The 16,332-nt window shown below is 70.8% G+C and carries 12 protein-coding genes; 7 read left to right on the forward strand and 5 right to left on the reverse strand.

Annotated elements, in window-relative coordinates:
* Positions 1 to 261 precede the first annotated feature (261 nt).
* The gene (locus ACFHYQ_RS04175; protein ID WP_394299728.1) at positions 262 to 2,334 is read left to right on the forward strand and encodes a DNA gyrase/topoisomerase IV subunit B; all 2,073 of its coding nucleotides are present in this window, start codon (positions 262 to 264) and stop codon (positions 2,332 to 2,334) included.
* A gap of 20 nt (positions 2,335 to 2,354) precedes the next feature.
* On the opposite strand, the gene ACFHYQ_RS04180 is transcribed toward ACFHYQ_RS04175, so the two are convergent.
* The 4 genes from ACFHYQ_RS04180 to ACFHYQ_RS04195 form a co-directional block, all read right to left on the reverse strand.
* Positions 2,355 to 2,681, reverse strand: coding sequence for a hypothetical protein (locus ACFHYQ_RS04180; protein WP_394299729.1), 327 nt, complete (start codon positions 2,679 to 2,681; stop codon positions 2,355 to 2,357).
* 14 nt (positions 2,682 to 2,695) lie between these two features.
* Positions 2,696 to 3,688: an SPFH domain-containing protein gene (locus tag ACFHYQ_RS04185; protein WP_394299730.1), complete on the reverse strand. Its 993-nt coding sequence runs from the start codon at positions 3,686 to 3,688 to the stop codon at positions 2,696 to 2,698.
* A gap of 135 nt (positions 3,689 to 3,823) precedes the next feature.
* Positions 3,824 to 4,324, reverse strand: a complete 501-nt coding sequence (locus tag ACFHYQ_RS04190) for a beta-class carbonic anhydrase (RefSeq protein ID WP_204015855.1) — start codon at positions 4,322 to 4,324, stop codon at positions 3,824 to 3,826.
* A gap of 67 nt (positions 4,325 to 4,391) precedes the next feature.
* Positions 4,392 to 6,893: a DNA gyrase/topoisomerase IV subunit A gene (locus ACFHYQ_RS04195; RefSeq protein WP_446746290.1), complete on the reverse strand. Its 2,502-nt coding sequence runs from the start codon at positions 6,891 to 6,893 to the stop codon at positions 4,392 to 4,394.
* 183 nt (positions 6,894 to 7,076) lie between these two features.
* Between ACFHYQ_RS04195 and ACFHYQ_RS04200 the strand changes: the two genes are divergently transcribed.
* Both ACFHYQ_RS04200 and ACFHYQ_RS04205 read left to right on the forward strand, forming a co-directional pair.
* Entirely contained in the window at positions 7,077 to 7,589 is a 513-nt protein-coding gene (locus tag ACFHYQ_RS04200) for an ester cyclase (protein WP_394299732.1), read from the forward strand.
* A gap of 21 nt (positions 7,590 to 7,610) precedes the next feature.
* Positions 7,611 to 9,755: a RecQ family ATP-dependent DNA helicase gene (locus tag ACFHYQ_RS04205; RefSeq protein ID WP_394299794.1), complete on the forward strand. Its 2,145-nt coding sequence runs from the start codon at positions 7,611 to 7,613 to the stop codon at positions 9,753 to 9,755.
* A 7-nt stretch (positions 9,756 to 9,762) separates the two neighbouring features.
* Here ACFHYQ_RS04205 and ACFHYQ_RS04210 read toward each other — a convergent pair whose 3' ends face one another.
* Positions 9,763 to 10,656: a carbohydrate kinase family protein gene (locus tag ACFHYQ_RS04210; protein WP_394299733.1), complete on the reverse strand. Its 894-nt coding sequence runs from the start codon at positions 10,654 to 10,656 to the stop codon at positions 9,763 to 9,765.
* A 261-nt stretch (positions 10,657 to 10,917) separates the two neighbouring features.
* On the opposite strand from ACFHYQ_RS04210, the gene ACFHYQ_RS04215 reads away from it, so the two are divergent.
* From ACFHYQ_RS04215 to ACFHYQ_RS04230, 4 genes are all read left to right on the forward strand, one after another.
* Positions 10,918 to 13,545, forward strand: coding sequence for a bifunctional acetate--CoA ligase family protein/GNAT family N-acetyltransferase (locus ACFHYQ_RS04215; protein WP_394299734.1), 2,628 nt, complete (start codon positions 10,918 to 10,920; stop codon positions 13,543 to 13,545).
* 120 nt (positions 13,546 to 13,665) lie between these two features.
* Positions 13,666 to 14,256, forward strand: a complete 591-nt coding sequence (locus tag ACFHYQ_RS04220; RefSeq protein ID WP_394299735.1) for a DUF5998 family protein — start codon at positions 13,666 to 13,668, stop codon at positions 14,254 to 14,256.
* Between the two features lie 61 nt (positions 14,257 to 14,317).
* Entirely contained in the window at positions 14,318 to 15,460 is a 1,143-nt protein-coding gene (locus tag ACFHYQ_RS04225; protein ID WP_394299795.1) for an alkaline phosphatase family protein, read from the forward strand.
* Between the two features lie 37 nt (positions 15,461 to 15,497).
* On the forward strand, positions 15,498 to 16,331 hold the full coding sequence (locus ACFHYQ_RS04230; RefSeq protein ID WP_394299736.1) for a sulfurtransferase: 834 nt from the start codon (positions 15,498 to 15,500) through the stop codon (positions 16,329 to 16,331).
* Position 16,332 lies beyond the last annotated feature (1 nt).

Raw genomic sequence — 16,332 nt, forward strand, 5'->3', positions numbered from 1 at the left:
CACCGTGGCGGGGACGTTGGCGTCAGTCACTTGGGACAACATCTAACCGGATAACGGCGTTCCCAATCACCCCCTGGCTACGCCCAGAGCGGAATGCGCCCGAAAAGCTGGGAGGTGCTGTGGTGTAGATCACAGTAAGAGTCCGCGGTATCCCGGTGCGCCTGGCAAGCTGTTACGCGTAGAAACATGAGTGGCGATAAGCTGCGTACGAGTGTTCGATTGATGGGCAGTAGGAGCCTTGACCGGTAGTAGGAGTTGGGCGTGACGGCGGTTGGCGCGGAGGCGGGTTACACGGCCCGTCATCTCTCGGTGCTGGAAGGCCTCGAGGCCGTGCGCAAGCGCCCGGGGATGTACATCGGATCCACGGACACCCGCGGTCTCATGCACTGTCTGTGGGAGATCGTGGACAACGCCGTCGATGAGGCCCTCGCCGGGTTCTGCTCACGTATCGAGGTCGAACTGCACGCGGACGGCTCCATCGAGGTACGCGACAACGGTCGCGGCATCCCGGTGGACGTCGAGCCCAAGACGGGGCTCGCCGGCGTCGAGCTCGTCTACACGAAGCTGCACGCCGGCGGCAAGTTCGGCGGCGGGTCCTACGCCGCCTCCGGAGGCCTGCACGGTGTCGGCGCCTCGGTCGTCAACGCGCTGTCGTCTCGGCTGGACGTGGATGTCGACCGGGACGGCCGTGTCCACCAGATCAGCTTCCGCCGGGGCGTCCCCGGGCACTTCGACGGTGACGGGCCGACGGCGAAGTTCCGCAAGAAGTCCGGTGTGCGCGACGGCGGCCAGGTGGCCGGGCAGGCCACCGGCACCCGGGTCCGCTGGTGGGTCGACCGGCAGATCTTCCTGCCCGAGGCGGAGGTCTCGGTCGACGAGATCCACGTTCGGCTCCGTCAGACGGCGTTCCTGGTCCCCGGGCTCGAGCTGGTGCTGCGCGACAGCCGGGGCGCTGAGCCGGCCGAGGAGACCTTCCGCTTCGACGGCGGCATCGGTGAGTTCACCGAGTTCCTCGCGCGTGACGAGGCCGTCTGCGACGTGCTCAGGTTGCGGGGCGACGGCCACTTCCACGAGACCGTGCCCGTGCTCGACGAACAGGGCCACATGACGTCGACGCGGATCGAGCGGCAGCTCAGCGTCGACGTCGCGGTCCGCTGGGGCAAGGGCTATGAGACGACCGTGCGCTCGTTCGTCAACGTGATCGCCACCCCCAAGGGCGGCACCCACGTGGCCGGGTTCGAGAAGGCGCTCATCCGCACGGTCAACGAGCAGCTCCGTGAGACCCGCCTGCTCAAGAACGGCGACGAGCCGGTCACCAAGGAGGACGTCCTCGAAGGGCTGACCGCCGTGGTGACCGTACGAGTGCCCGAGCCCCAGTTCGAGGGCCAGACCAAGGAGGTCCTCGGCACCGCCGCGGCCGCCCGCATCGTCGGCCACGTGGTCAGCCGTGAGCTGAAGGAACTGTTCGCGAGCCCCAAGCGTGGCCAGAAGCAGCAGTTGCGGGCGGTTCTGGAGAAGGTGGTGGCGGCGGCCAAGGCGCGTATCGCCGCCCGGGAGCACCGCGACAACCAGCGGCGCAAGTCGGCGCTGGAGAACTCGGCGCTCCCGGCGAAGCTGGTCGACTGCCGCAGCGACGACGTGGACCGCAGTGAGCTGTTCATCGTCGAGGGCGACTCCGCGCTTGGCACGGCCAAGCTGGCCCGGGACTCGGAGTTCCAGGCGCTGCTGCCGATCCGGGGAAAGATCCTCAACGTGCAGAAGGCGTCCGTGGCGGACATGCTCAAGAACGCCGAGTGCGCCGCGATCATCCAGGTCGTCGGGGCCGGGTCCGGCCGGTCGTTCGAGATCGATTCGGCCCGCTACGGCAAGATCATCCTGATGGCCGACGCCGACGTCGACGGCGCGCACATCCGCTGCCTGCTGCTGACCCTCTTCCACCGGTACATGAAGCCCATGGTCGAGGCGGGCCGGGTGTTCGCCGCCGTGCCGCCGCTGCACCGCATCGAGATCACCAACCCCGGCCGGGGCAAGGACAAGTACGTCTACACCTATTCCGACGCCGAGCTGCACAGGGTCCTGAGCGATCTGGAGCGGCGGGGCAAGCGCTGGAAGGACCCGGTGCAGCGCTACAAGGGCCTGGGTGAGATGGACGCCGACCAGCTCGCCGAGACGACGATGGACCCGCGCCACCGCGTGCTGCGCCGGGTGAGGATCGAAGACGTGGAGGAGGCCGAGCGCATCTTCGACCTCCTCATGGGCAGCGAGGTCGCCCCCCGCCGTGAGTTCATCGTCAGCAGCGCGGCCGACGTCGACCGCGAGCACATCGACGCCTGACAGCCTTCACCCGGGTCCGATCAGAAGGACTCGATCTCCAGGGTGCTGACCCTGGAGCGAGCCTCGGCCATGGCCTCCCGGTAGAGCTCATCCCAGTTCGGATCATTGTCGGGGATCGCCCGGATGGTCTGCTTCGTCAGCTCGACCGGTCCGTTCCGCCCCGGCGCGACCTTCCGTACGACGACCAGCGTCCAGCCGTCCTCCATGACGGTGTCGATCTCCCACTGCGGCTTGGCGGCCGCGCCCGTGACACGCCGGTCGCGCGGGGCCGGGTGCAGCAGTACGACCAGCAGGTAGATGAGCGCGGCGACCACGATCAGGGTCACCGGGAGGGCGAGCAGTCGCATCGGTGCGGACCCTCTCACTTCGTGGGAATGGCGATCCCCCCGCCATTGCCCGGAGCGTACACGGTGATGCCCTGGGGCAGTGCCTTCAGCTTCTCGATCTCGGCGCAGGTCGTGCACTTGTCGTACCCGTCCTGGCGGGCCTTGTTGGCGTCCGCCTCGGCGCGGGCCTGCGCGACCTTGGCCTGAGCCTCGGTGACCTTGGCGAAGGCGGCCTGCGCCTGGTCGACGGCCTCCTGGACCTGCTTGGGCAGCGTGACCTTGGACAGGTTGAAGTGGATGTCGGTCAGGAAGTCGGCGCCGAGTGTCGACTTCAGGTCCTCGGCGAGGCTGGTGTTCACCGCTTCCTGGATCTTCGCGATGTTCGCGTTGTTGCCCTGCGACTGCAGCGAGGCCTGCTGCGCCGAGCTGTTGTTCTGCACCAGGGAGCAGGATGAGACCATCTCCGCGCAGCGGAAGCTGTTGATCTGGGCGCGGAGGTCGTTGTCGATCACGGGGCGGATGATCTGGTCGAGGAAGGCCGACCAGCCCTCGTCACCCTCCCAGGGGTAGTAGGTGTTGCCGTCCATGCTGCGGAACTTGCGTGTGCCGAACTTGTCGTCGAACGCCTTGAGCGTGGCGTGATCGAGGTTGAGACCGAAATAGAGGGTGCCCTCGATGCCCATGTTCACGCCGTCGCTGCTCGGTACGACGACCACGTCGACGCCCGAGCGCTCGCCGTGACCCGCGTCGGAGGTGATGGTGTAGAAACGCTGCTGGGCGGGATAGCGGTGCATCTGGGACCACCAGCCGGTCCAGGTCACGCTGGAGCCGGGGTCGATGACCTGGCGGACCTGGTTGTCGTCGAGTGGGCCGCCGTTGCGGATGACGGCGACCTCGCCGCCGGTCGTGCGTTCGAATCCGCGGAACGCGCCGATCACGGTCGGCACCGCGGCGACGATGAGCGCGATCACCACCAGAACGAGGATCTTGCGGAACGAGCCGGAGCCGGTGGAGGTGCGGGTGGGCATCTGCGAACTCTCCTCGGGGGGCGGCACGGGGGCGGCCGCGGAGTGTGTGTGCGATGTGTCGTTGTCAACAGGGCAACGTACGGCCGGCCGCGCCGGGTTCCTGATCCCGCGCGGCCGGCCGTAACACGTGATCTCTCAGAGTTCTACCGGCTGCAGCCGCCCCGTGCGCACGTCGTACACGGCGCCGCCGACGGCGAGGGTGTCCGGCAGGTAGGGACTGGCCTTGATCCTGACCATGTCGTGCCGCAGGGCCTCGGCCTGGTCGGGCACGGTCTTGAAGTCGAGGCTGCGGGTGTCCACGCCGTGCTCCGCCGCGATCACCTCGTGCACGTCCGCGTCGGTGGACTTGGACATCCGGCAGTCGGTGTGCGGCATGACCAGGACCCGGTGGACGCCGAGGAGATAGACGGCGAGCACGAGCGTCCGCAGCACGTCATCGGTCACCCGGGCGCCCGCGTTGCGCAGGATCTTGGCGTCGCCCGCCTGCAGGCCCAGCAGCCCCAGCGGGTCGACGCGCGAGTCCATGCAGGTCACCACGGCGAGGCCGCGACCGGCCTGGCCGGACAGCCCCGAGTGTGAGAACGTCGCGGCGTACTTCTCGTTCGCCGCCAGTAGATCATCGAAGGCATCGCTCATGCGATAAATGTTGCCGTACGGCCTCGCACGCGAGCACGAGGGGGTGTCAAGACACTTCCCAGAGCCGCTACTCTTCAGGGTCGTTCTCCGGCTCCTGACCGGTCTCGCGGGTGTCGGCACTCCCGTCGAGGCCGCCGCCGATGGCGGCGACGGCGTGCACGAGCCGTTCGCCCGAGCCGTCACGCCGGCCGAGCTCTTCGGGAAGCGGCACCGGCTTACCCGTGGGCGAGGCCGCCTTGGCGGGGGCCGGTCCGGCCCAGGCGTGCAGCAGCACGTCCTCGCCCTTGAGGAAGCGCTGGGCGCGCACCCCGCCGGTGGCCCGGCCCTTGGGCGGGAAGTCGGCGTAGTCGGAGACCTTGCCCGCGCCCATCTGGGTGCCGGGCAGGGCCGTCGAGGAGCCCGCCACCGTCACGACGCGCGACTCGCGGGCGGCATCAACTGCGCCGAACCAGATCGCCTTCGCGCCGTCGTTCAGGCGCACCCCGGCCATGCCGCCCGCCGGGCGGCCCTGCGGCCGTACGGCGGAGGCGGAGAAGCGCAGGAGCTGGGCGTCGGAGGTGATGAAGACCAGGTCGTGGTCGGGGGAGGAGAGCTCGACGGCGCCGATCACGGCGTCGCCCTCGCGCAGGCCGATGACCTCGAAATCGTCGCGGTTGGCGGGATACTCAGGGACGACCCGCTTGACCACCCCGCCGGCCGTGCCGAGCGCGAGCCCCGGGCCGTCGAGGTCGAGCGAGCCCAGGCCGACCACCTTCTCCTCCGGTTCCAGGGCGACGTGCTCGGACACCGGATGCCCGCCCGCGAGCGACGGCGGGTTGGCCGTCGGCGGCAACGTGGGCAGGTCGACCACCGCCACCCGGATCAACCGGCCCTTTGAGGTGACGACCCCGACCTCGCCCCGGACGCTGGAGCGGACCACCGACACCAGCACGTCGTGGACCGCGCGCTCGCCCTCCGCCGAGATCGGCGTGGCGTCGGCCGTCCGGGCGAGCAGTCCGGTGGAGGAGAGCAGCACCAGGCAGGGGTCGTCGGCCACCTCCAGCGGCACCGCGACCGCCTTGGCCGCCTCCGACGACTCCAGCAGCACGGTGCGGCGCGGTGTGCCGTACGTCTTGGCGATCTCTCCGAGCTCGGCCGACACGACCTTGCGCAGGCGGTCCTCCGAGCCGAGGATCGCGGACAGCTCGGCGATCTCGCCCTGCAGCGTCTCCTTCTCCCGGTCGAGTTCGAGCTTGTCGTAGCGGGTCAACCGGCGCAGCGGCGTGTCGAGGATGTACGCCGCCTGGACCTCGCTCAGCTCGAAGGTCTCCATCAGGCGGGTCCGCGCGTGCGCCGAGTCGTCGGAGCCGCGGATCACCTGGATGACCTGGTCGATGTCGAGCAGCGCGATGATGAGGCCGTCCACCAGGTGGAGGCGCTCCTCGCGCTTGCGCAGCCGGAACGCCGACCGCCTGCGCACCACGTCGATCCGGTGTTCGACGTAGACCTGCAGCAGGTCGCGCAGGCCGAGCGTGCGGGGCCGGCCGTCGACGAGCGCGACGTTGTTGATGCCGAAGGACTCCTCCATCGGCGTCAGCCGGTAGAGCTCCTCCAGGACGGCCTCCGGGTTGAAGCCGTTCTTGACCTCGATGACCAGGCGCAGGCCCTTGTGCCGGTCGGTCAGGTCCTTCAGGTCGGCGATGCCGGTGAGCTTCTTGGCGTTCACCAACTCCTTGATCTTGGTGACCACCCGCTCGGGGCCGACGTTGAACGGCAACTCGGTGACGATGATGCCCTTGCGCCGGGGCGTCACGGACTCGATCGTGGCCTTCGCACGTGTGCGGAACGTGCCGCGGCCGGTCTCGTAGGCGTCCCGGATGCCCGACAGTCCGATGATGGTGCCGCCGGTCGGCAGGTCGGGGCCGGGGACGAAGCGCATCAGCTCCTCGAGCGTGGCGTCCGGCTTCTTGATCAGATGCCGGGCCGCCGCGACGACCTCGACGAGGTTGTGGGGCGCCATGTTGGTGGCCATCCCGACGGCGATGCCGCTGGCGCCGTTGACCAGCAGGTTGGGGAACGCCGACGGCATGACCGACGGCTCGGTCTCCTGGCCGTCGTAGTTGGGCTTGAAGTCGACCGTCTCCTCGTCGATCGACTGCACCATGAGCATGGCGGCAGGGGCGAGACGGGCCTCGGTGTACCGCATCGCCGCCGGCGAGTCGTCCGGCGAGCCGAAGTTGCCGTGCCCGTCGACCAGCGGCAGTCGCATCGAGAACGGCTGCGCCAGGCGCACCAGTGCGTCGTAGATGGCGCCGTCACCGTGCGGGTGCAGCTTGCCCATCACATCGCCCACGACACGGGAGGACTTGACGTGGCCCCGCTCCGGGCGCAGGCCCATCTCGCTCATCGAGTAGAGGATGCGGCGTTGGACTGGCTTGAGTCCGTCGCGGGCGTCCGGGAGCGCACGCTGGTAGATCACCGAGTACGCGTACTCCAGATAGCTGGCGCGCATCTCGGTGGCGACGTCGATGTCGACGATCCGCTCCTCGAAGTCCTCATCGGGCGTGCGGGTGGTTGTGCGTCGGGCCATATCGAACATTGTGCCGATGACTGAGACCAGTCGCGACCGGACGTGGTTTCCCGCCCGGATACGTTCCGCCTCGGACGGAAATGGATCGTTTCCGGCGATCCGCGAATTTCGGGATCGGTTGATCCGTCTCTTGCCGTGATCCGGGTAGTGTGGCTCTCATCTGCGAGAGGGGGGTTTCTCGCGATGCCTGACGTCGTGGACCGGCTGATCGGCGCGCTCAACGCCCATGATCTTGATGCGGTGATGCGCTGTTACGTCGCGGACGCGGTCGTCGTGGGGCCGGAGATGGGGGCGGAGAATCTCGATGAGATCGCCTCGTACCACCTGCATATCTGGCAGGGCTTTCCGGACCATCACCTGACGGTGTGGGAGAAGATCGCCTGCCGGGACATGATCGCGGCGGAGGTGCTGGCGACGGGCACGCACACCGGCCCCTACCTGGTGGCGGGTGGCGACGTCCTCGAGGCGACCGGCAGAAGCATCAGCGTGCGCGGTTCCTGGCTCGTCACAGTGGAAAGCGACTACATCCTCAGCCAGCGCGTCTACTTCGACCAGTTGGAGTTGTACACCCGGCTCGGCGCCCAGCTTCCGCTCAAGTTCGCGCCCGTCGCCCAGGTCCGCGTTCAGGACCGCGATCAGAGGTGCGACCAGGGACACGACCCGGCGGAAACCGTCGGCGAGACCTGGTACCAATGACGGGTGGGCGAAGAAGAGACGATGCGGGAAGAGGCGGAGGCCCGGTTGCGGGCGCTCGCGGGTGAGGACGCGCGCCTGCGCGACGACCAGTGGGCCGCCATCAAGGCGCTGGTGATGGACCGCCGCCGCGCGCTGGTGGTGCAGCGCACCGGCTGGGGCAAGTCGGCCGTCTATTTCATCGCCACCGCGCTGCTGCGCGAGCTGGGCGAGGGGCCCACGGTCATCGTCTCGCCGCTGCTGGCGCTGATGCGCAACCAGATCGCCGCCGCCGAACGGGCGGGCGTCCACGCGGCGACCATCAACTCGGCCAATCCCGAGGAATGGGAGAAGATCTACGGCCAGGTCGCCGAGGGCATGGTCGACGTGCTGCTGGTCAGCCCCGAACGGCTGAACAACCCCGACTTCCGTGACCAGGTGCTGCCCGAGCTGGCCGAGAGCGCGGGCCTGCTGGTGATCGATGAGGCCCATTGCATCTCCGACTGGGGACATGACTTCCGCCCCGATTACCGCAGGCTGCGCACGCTGCTGGCCGAGCTACCGCCCGGGATCCCCGTGCTCGCCACGACCGCGACCGCGAACGCCCGCGTCACACGGGATGTCGCCGAGCAGCTCGCCGCCGGGCCTGAGCAGGACGAGTTCTTGGGCGGTCCCGGTGGTTTCACTGGTTCCAGAGGTTTCGACGGTTTCGGCGCGCCCGACGAGAGCGTGCTGGTCCTGCGCGGCCCGCTCGAGCGGGACAGCCTCCACCTCGCCGTCGTACGGCTCGGCGGTTCGCAGCAGCGGCTCGCCTGGCTGGCCGGGGCGCTCCACGAGCTGCCGGGCTCCGGCATCGTCTACACGCTGACCGTTTCCGCCGCCCAGGAGATCGCCGCGTACCTGCGGGAACAGGGCCACCAGGTGATCGCCTACACCGGGCAGAGCGAGCCGGCCGACCGGCTGGCCGCCGAGGAGGACCTGCTCGCCAACCGGGTCAAGGCCCTGGTGGCGACCTCCGCCCTCGGTATGGGCTTCGACAAGCCGGACCTCGGTTTCGTCGTCCACGTGGGCGCGCCCGCCTCGCCGGTGGCGTACTACCAGCAGGTCGGCCGGGCCGGCCGCGGTGTGCGGCGGGCCGAGGTGGTCCTGCTTCCCGGCGCTGAGGATCGGGAGATCTGGGCCTATTTCGCCTCACTGGCCTTTCCACCGGAGCCGGTGGTGCGAGCGACGCTGGAGGCGCTGTCGCAGGAGGACGTCCTGTCCACCGCCGCGCTGGAGACCAGGGTCGATCTCAGCCGCGGCAGGCTGGAGATGATGCTGAAGGTCCTCGACGTGGACGGCGCCGTCCGCCGGGTCAAGGGCGGCTGGGAGGCGACCGGCGAGCCATGGAGCTACGACGCCGACCGCTACGCCCGGGTTTCGGCCGAGCGCGCCTCGGAGCAGGAGGCCATGCTCGGCTACATCACCACGACCGAGTGCCGGGAGCAGTTCCTGCGACGCCACCTGGACGACGAGGCGGCGAGGCCGTGCGGGCGCTGCGACAACTGCACGGGTGCCCACCGCTCGACGGACGTGGGGGCCGAGGCCGTACGAGCGGCCCGCGAGCGGCTGGCCCGGCCCGGCATCGAGGTGGAGCAGCGCCGCCAGTGGCCGACCGGACTGCCGGACCTGAAGGGGCGGATCAAGCCGGAGCTGTCGGCCGAGCCGGGACGTGCCCTGGGCCGCCTCACCGACATCGGCTGGGGCACCCGGTTGCGTGAGCTTTTCGCGGCGGGCGACGGCCCGGTCCCGGGCGACGTGTTCGACGCGATGGTGGCGGTGCTCAGAACGTGGGAATGGGCGGAGCGTCCCGTCGCCGTCGTCAGCGTGCCGTCCGCGTCCCGGCCCGTCCTGATCCGCGGCCTCACCGAGGGGATCGCGCGTATCGGCCGCCTCACCTACCTTGGTGAGCTGGGATATCGGCAGGGTCCGCCGGGCCGGCAGTACAACAGCGCCCAGCGGGTCGCCGCCGTACGCGGGACGCTGGCGATGCCGCGAGAGCTCGCCGCGAGGATCTCGGCCGCAGGCGGGCCGGTGCTGCTCGTCGACGACCGCGTCGACACGGGCTGGACGATGACCCTGGCCGCCGCCCACGTACGCAACGCGGGAGCCCCTGCGGTCCTCCCCCTGGTTCTGGCGATGACGAGTTGAGGGTGAGCTAGAGGCGCGGGCGGGCGCCGAGGTTGGCGATGCATTTGGCGGCCAGGGCGTTGCCCGCCGCCAGGGCCTCGGCCGGCGGCTTGCCCGCCAACCATGGCGGCAGGAAGCCGGCGGTGAAGGCGTCTCCGGCGCCGGTGCCGTCCACCACACGGTCGACGGTCTCCGCGGGCGCCCGGACGGGCTCGGCGCGGCTGTTGGTGTACCAGAGCGCGCCCTCGGAGTTGAGCTTGATCACGACCTGGGGGAACCAGGCGGTGAGGACCTTCGCCGCGGCGGTCGGATCGTCCCGGCCAGTCAGCACCTTGGCCTGGTCGATGTTGGCGAACAGCAGCTTGGCGCCGTGCGTCCACTCCAGGAACGGCTCGGCGCCGGTCCGCTCGACCGGTGCTGCCGAGGCGCAGTCCATTGAGATCGACATGCCGGCCCGCCGGGCCAGGTCGAGAGCGGCCAGCCCGGCGTCGCGCGAGCCCTCGTTGAGCAGGGTGTAGCCGGACACGTGCAGGTGCCCGCCGCCGGTGAAGAGGTCGCGCGGCAGGTCCTCGGGGGACAGCGCCGCGTTGGCACCCGGGTCCGACAGCATCGTCCGCTGGCCCTTGTGGGTGACCATGACCACGCAGGTGCCGGTGGGCCGCTCCGGATCCATCACGAGGCGGGCGTCGACCCCGTAGCCCATGAGTTCCATGTCGCGGTTCCGGCCGGTGATGTCGGCGCCGCGTCGCCCGACGAAGGCGACCTCAGACCCCTCGACCGCCAGCCAGGAGGCGACGTTCGCCCCGGAACCGCCACCGTGCATGGTCACGACGGCCGGGGTGTCGCTCGCCCTGGCGAGCGGGAACTTGGCGCGGGCGAGCGCGTCAGTCATGAGATCGCCCACCACGACGACCCGCGTCATGATGTCACCACCTTGCCAACATGCGATGAGGCCGACCCAAAGAAACCTAACAGCTCCCGGCCTTGTCATGGGAGGTGGATCAGACAGCCGGACAGAGTCGATGCACAAGCGTTGCCCAATTCGCCCCAGCATGGGCGATAGATCCCGTACCGTAGCCGCCTACGCTCCCCGAAGCCGAGGTGGTCCCTGCCCGCGCGAGATCTCCTGGCGGTAAGGAACATCTCAACCCATATCAGGCCAGGCGCCGCTAACCTCGGGACCGTGCGACATCAGTACCCCGCCCACTGGGAGGCGGACGTCGTGCTGTCCGATGGCGGCACGGCACACCTGCGCCCGATCAGACCGGACGACGCCGGCCTGCTGCGCTCCTTCTACTCACGCCTGTCCGCTGAGTCGATCTACTTCCGCTACTTCGGCCCCCGCCCCCACCTCACCGACCGGGACGTCACCTGGTTCACCAACGTCGACTACGACAACCGGGTGGCGCTGATCGCGACGATCGGGGCGGAGATGGTGGCGGTCGTGCGGTACGACCGGATGGAGCCGAAAGACCACGCGGAGGTCGCGTTCCTGGTCGAGGACGCCCATCAGGGCAGGGGCGTGGCCGCGGTGCTGATGGAGCACCTGCGGGCGGCGGCGCGCGAGCGCGGGATCCGGACGTTCATCGCCGATGTGCTTCCCGGCAACCTCCGCATGCTCCGCCTGTTCCGCCAGGCCGGATACACGGCGCAGAGCCAGTTCGAGGACGGCGTGGTCCGGATGACCCTCGACCTGTCCAGCACCGAGACCGCCATGGAGGTGCGGCTCGCCCGCGAGCATCGCGCCGAGGCCCGCTCGATCGCCCGCCTGCTGACGCCCGAGTCGGTCGCGGTCATCGGGGCGAGCCGCGATCCGGGCGGGATCGGGCAGACCGTGCTGCGCAACCTGCTCGCCGCCGACTTCACCGGGCCGGTCTATCCCGTCCACCGGCAGGTGCGGGCCGTCGCGGGAGTCCGGGCGTACCGGAGCGTCTCCGCGATCGACGGGGAGGTGGACCTGGCGGTGCTGGCCGTCCCCGCCGAGGGCGTGCTCGAACTCGTCGAGGAGTGCGCGGAGAAGGGCGTCAAGGGCCTGGTCGTGGTCTCCTCCGGGTTCGGCGAGACCGGCATCGAGGGCCGCGGCCGCCAGGAGGAACTCGTCCGGATCGCCCGGGCGTACGGCATGCGCGTGGTGGGCCCCAACTGCCTGGGCGTCGCCAACACCGACCCCGCCGTACGGCTCAACGCCACCCTCGCCGCGACCCTGCCCGGGCGGGGGCGGGTCGGCTTCTTCAGCCAGTCGGGCGCGCTCGGCACCGCGCTGCTGCAGCGCGTCGCCCAGCGGGGCATGGGCATCTCGACGTTCGTCTCGGCCGGCAACCGGGCCGATGTGTCCGGCAACGACCTCCTCCAGTACTGGGAGGAGGATCAGGCGACCGACGTCATCCTGCTCTATCTGGAATCCATCGGAAACCCGCGCAAGTTCACCCGGCTGGCCCGCCGGATCTCGCGGCGCAAGCCGATCGTCGTCGTCAAGAGCCGTGGAGCACCCGACGGCCACGCCGCCCCTGTGCTCGGCCTGCCCGAGACCGCGCAGCGCTCACTCTTCGAGCAGGCGGGGGTCATCCGGGTCGACGACCTCACCCAGCTCTTCGACGTGGCCCAGCTCCTCGCCCACCAGCCGCTGCCGTCGGGGCCCACGGTGGGCGTCGTGAGCAACTCCGACGCGCTCGCGCTGCTGGCGGTGGACGCCTGCGCCGGCGCGGGCCTGGAGCCGCGTTCGCCGGTGAACCTGGGCGCCCGGGCGGGGGCGGCCGAGTTCGCAGCGGCGCTGGCGGACACGCTCCCCGAAGTGGACGCGGCCGTCGTCGTCTACATGCCGCCGATCCCGGGCGACGCCCGGCGGGTGGCGGCCGAGCTGGTGCGGGTGGCGCGCGACTGCGGCAAGCCCGTGCTGGCCACCTTCCAGGGGGAGATGGGCATGCCGCCGGAGCTCCGCGTCGACGGCGACGCCTCGCCGGGGCGCGGCTCCATCCCGTCCTACCCCGCGCCCGAGGAGGCGGTCCGGGCGCTCGCTCACGTCGTCCGCTACGCCTGCCGGAGCCGGGAGCCGGCGGGCCCCATCCCCTCGCCCCCGGGAGTGGACGTCGCCGGAGCCCGCCAGTTCGTGGCCGACGCCCTGCGGAAGAACGAGCACGGCGAGCGGGACCTGGAGATCGACGCCACCGAGTTGCTCGCGCGCTACGGGATCGAGGTGTGGCCGGCGCAGCCGGTGGCCTCGGCCGATGAGGCGGTGGCCGCCGCGAGCGGCCTCGGGCCGCCCGTGGTGCTCAAGTCCGCCGACCCCGTGGACTCCAGCCGGGCCGGCACGGTGCGCATGGGGCTCACCGAACCGGTCGCGATCCGGCAGGCGTACGCGGACCTGGCCGCTCTCCTCGGGCCGGGCGCGCGGCTCGCCGTCCAGCGCATGGCCCCGCAACCGGCGGTGCCGACCATCGTCGGCGTCGTGCAGGACCGGCACTTCGGCGGCGTCGTGTCGTTCGGGCTCGGCGAGGTCGCGGCCCGCCTCCTCGGAGATCAGGCATATCGGCTCGCCCCGCTCACCGCCGAGGACGCGTCGACCCTCGTGCGGTCGGTACGCGCGGCGCCGCTGCTGCTCGGGCGGTACGGCTACCAGCCGGTGGCGGTCGAGGCGCTGGAGGATCTTCTCGTCCGGGTCGGGCTGCTGGCGGACGCGCTGCCCGAGGTGGTCAGGATGGAACTGGACCCGGTGCTGGTCGGCGCGTCCGGCGTGGTGGTGCTGGGCGCACGCGTGGCCCTGCGGCCCGTCACCGGGCCGCGTCCGGACGTCGGGCCCCGCCGCCTGCGCTGACCGCACAGTCGGGAGCGCAGGCCGGGACGTGCCGGTCGGGATGGGCCGGTCGGCCGCCGATGTGGAAAACCATCCGGTCCGGATGTGAAACAGGTGTCCCTTACAGGGCAGGATGGACCCATGAGGGAAACCCGAGTCTCGGCCGCGGGCATGCGCGAGGCCATTGACCGCAGCGGCTACTACCCGGACCTGGTCGCCGACGCCGTCGACACCGCGCTCGGCAGTGAGCAGGTCATGGCGTACGTCGTGCATCACGAGGCCACGTTCGACCCCGCGATGGAGGTGCGCAGGCACGTTACGGTGCTGGTGCTGTCGCCCACCCGGCTGATCGTCTGTCACACCGACGAGCACCCGCCCGCCGAGGGCATGCCGGCTTCGCACGCCTCCACCACGACCGAGGCCGTACGGCTGAACCGCATCCAGTCGATCGCCGTCACGAGGGTGGTTCCCGACCCGGCGGCGTACGTGCCCGGGGTTCCTCCGGTCGAGGCGACGCTCACGATCGGCTGGGGTGCGATCTCCCATGTCGACCTCGAACCCGCCACGTGCGGCGACGAGAGCTGCGAAGCCGATCACGGCTACACCGGTGCGATCACCGCCGACGATCTGTCTCTCCGGGTGAGCGAGGCGGCCGACGGCCCCGAGGCGGTCGGTCACGTCCTGACCTTCGCCAAGGCGCTGTCCGAGGCGACCGCCCGCGCCGCGTCCTGAATTCCCAGCCGGAGGCGATGTGATCGACCCCGACCCCGCCGGGCCGGCCGTGCCGGAAACCATGCCGGAAGCGCTGGCCGAAACCCTGCCCGACGCCGTGCCGTTCGTGCCCGCGTACGGCGAGGCGTCGCTGGCGGATCTCCCGGGATCGCTGCTCGCCTCGCTCGGCGTGCCGACGGGCAACACGCTCGGCCTCGACCCGGCGCGGCGGGTGTGTCTCTTCCTCGTCGACGGCCTGGGCGCGGATCTGCTGGCCGCCCATCCGGACGTGGCGCCGTTTCTGTCCGCGCATTCGCGGCGGACGCTCACCGCGGGCTTCCCGTCCTCGACGCCGACGAGTCTTGCCACGCTCGGCACCGGAGCGCCTCCCGGGGAGCACGGCATGGTGGGCATCCAGATGGCCGTGCCAGGTGAGGGCAGATTGTTCAACTGCCTGCGCTGGACCGCGCCCGGACTGGCCATCGACCCCGACGTGTGGCAGCCGGCCGAGACCGTCTACGAACGGATGGCGGCTCTCGGCGTTGATCCCGTCTACGTGGCGCCCGCCTTGTTCGACGGCAGCGGGCTCACCCGTGCGGTCTACCGGGGCATGCGCTACTGGTCGGCGGAGACGGCGGACGAGCGGATCGAGGCGGCACGGCACGCGCTTCGGGAAAGCTCGTACGTCACCGTGTATTACGGCGATGTCGACCACATGGGCCACATGAAGGGCTGGGGCAGTCCCGAGTGGCTGGACCGGCTCGCGGTCGTCGACCGGATGGCCGAGGCCATCGCCGAGGCGCTGCCGCCGGGGTCGGCGCTCTACGTGACCGCGGACCACGGCATGATCAACGCCGGGGACAAGGTCGACTTCGACCGCAGACCCGACCTCCGGGAAGGCGTGGTCATGCTCGGCGGCGACGGCCGGGCCCGGCATCTCTACACCGCGCCGGGTGCGGCGGACGCCGTACTCGAGACCTGGCGCGAGGGGTTGCGCGGCCGGGCCTGGGTGGTCACCCGGGAGGAGGCGGTCGACGAGGGCTGGTTCGGCCGCGCCGTCCGTCGTGAATGGCTCGGGCGGATCGGCGACGTGCTGGCCGTGCCGTACGGCGACTGCGTGATCGTCGCCTCCGAGGCGGAGCCGCTGGAGGCCTCCCTGATCGGCTGCCACGGCTCGCTCACCCCGGCGGAACAGAACGTGCCCTTGCTGGAGATCCGCCCGTGACGGGCGCGGCCGGCATGACGACTTCACGGAGGTGTCGATGAGCCCGCATTCTTCGAGCCCGCTGATCCAGCCGGAGGAACTGGCCGCGATCGGCGGCGATGTCACCATCCTCGACGTGCGATGGCGCCTCGCCGGCCCTCCGGGCATCGAGTCCTACCGGGAGGGGCACATCCCGGGCGCCGTCTTCTGCGATCTCAACGCCGATCTCGCCGCCCCGCCGGGACCGGACGGGCGGCATCCGCTGCCGCCCGCCGCCGCGTTCGAGTCCGCGATGCGCCGCCTCGGCGTGTCGGACGCCCGTCCGGTGGTCGTCTACGACGACGCGGACTCGACCTCGGCGGCCAGGGCCTGGTGGACGCTGCGCTACTTCGGCCACCGCGACGTGCGGGTGCTCGACGGCGGGATGCGCGCCTGGACCCGGGCCGGCCTCCCCGTGGCGAGGGACGACACGCAGGCCGGGGAGCCGGGCGACTTCACGGCCGAGCCCGGCGGCATGCCGATGCTGGACGCCGACCGGGCGGCGGAGCTGGCCGCCCGCGGAGTGCTTCTCGACGCCCGGGCCCCGGAGCGATACCGCGGTGAGGTCGAGCCCGTCGACCCGGTCGCCGGTCACATTCCGGGGGCCGTCAACGCCCCCACCACACAGAACGTCGAGCCCGGCGGCCGGTTCCACAGCAGGGAGTTCCTACGGGAGCGGTTCGACGCGCTGGGCGCGGTCGAGGGCGTCCCGGTCGGCGCCTACTGCGGTTCCGGGGTGACCGCCGCCCACGAGGTGCTCGCCCTGGAGATCGCCGGGCTGCCCGCCGCGCTCTACGTCGGCTCGTGGTCCAACTGGGTGGCCGACCCCGACCGGCCGGTCGCCACCGGCTAGG

It is taken from the genome of Sphaerimonospora cavernae (assembly GCF_042435035.1).
In the GTDB taxonomy this organism is placed as follows: domain Bacteria; phylum Actinomycetota; class Actinomycetes; order Streptosporangiales; family Streptosporangiaceae; genus Sphaerimonospora; species Sphaerimonospora cavernae.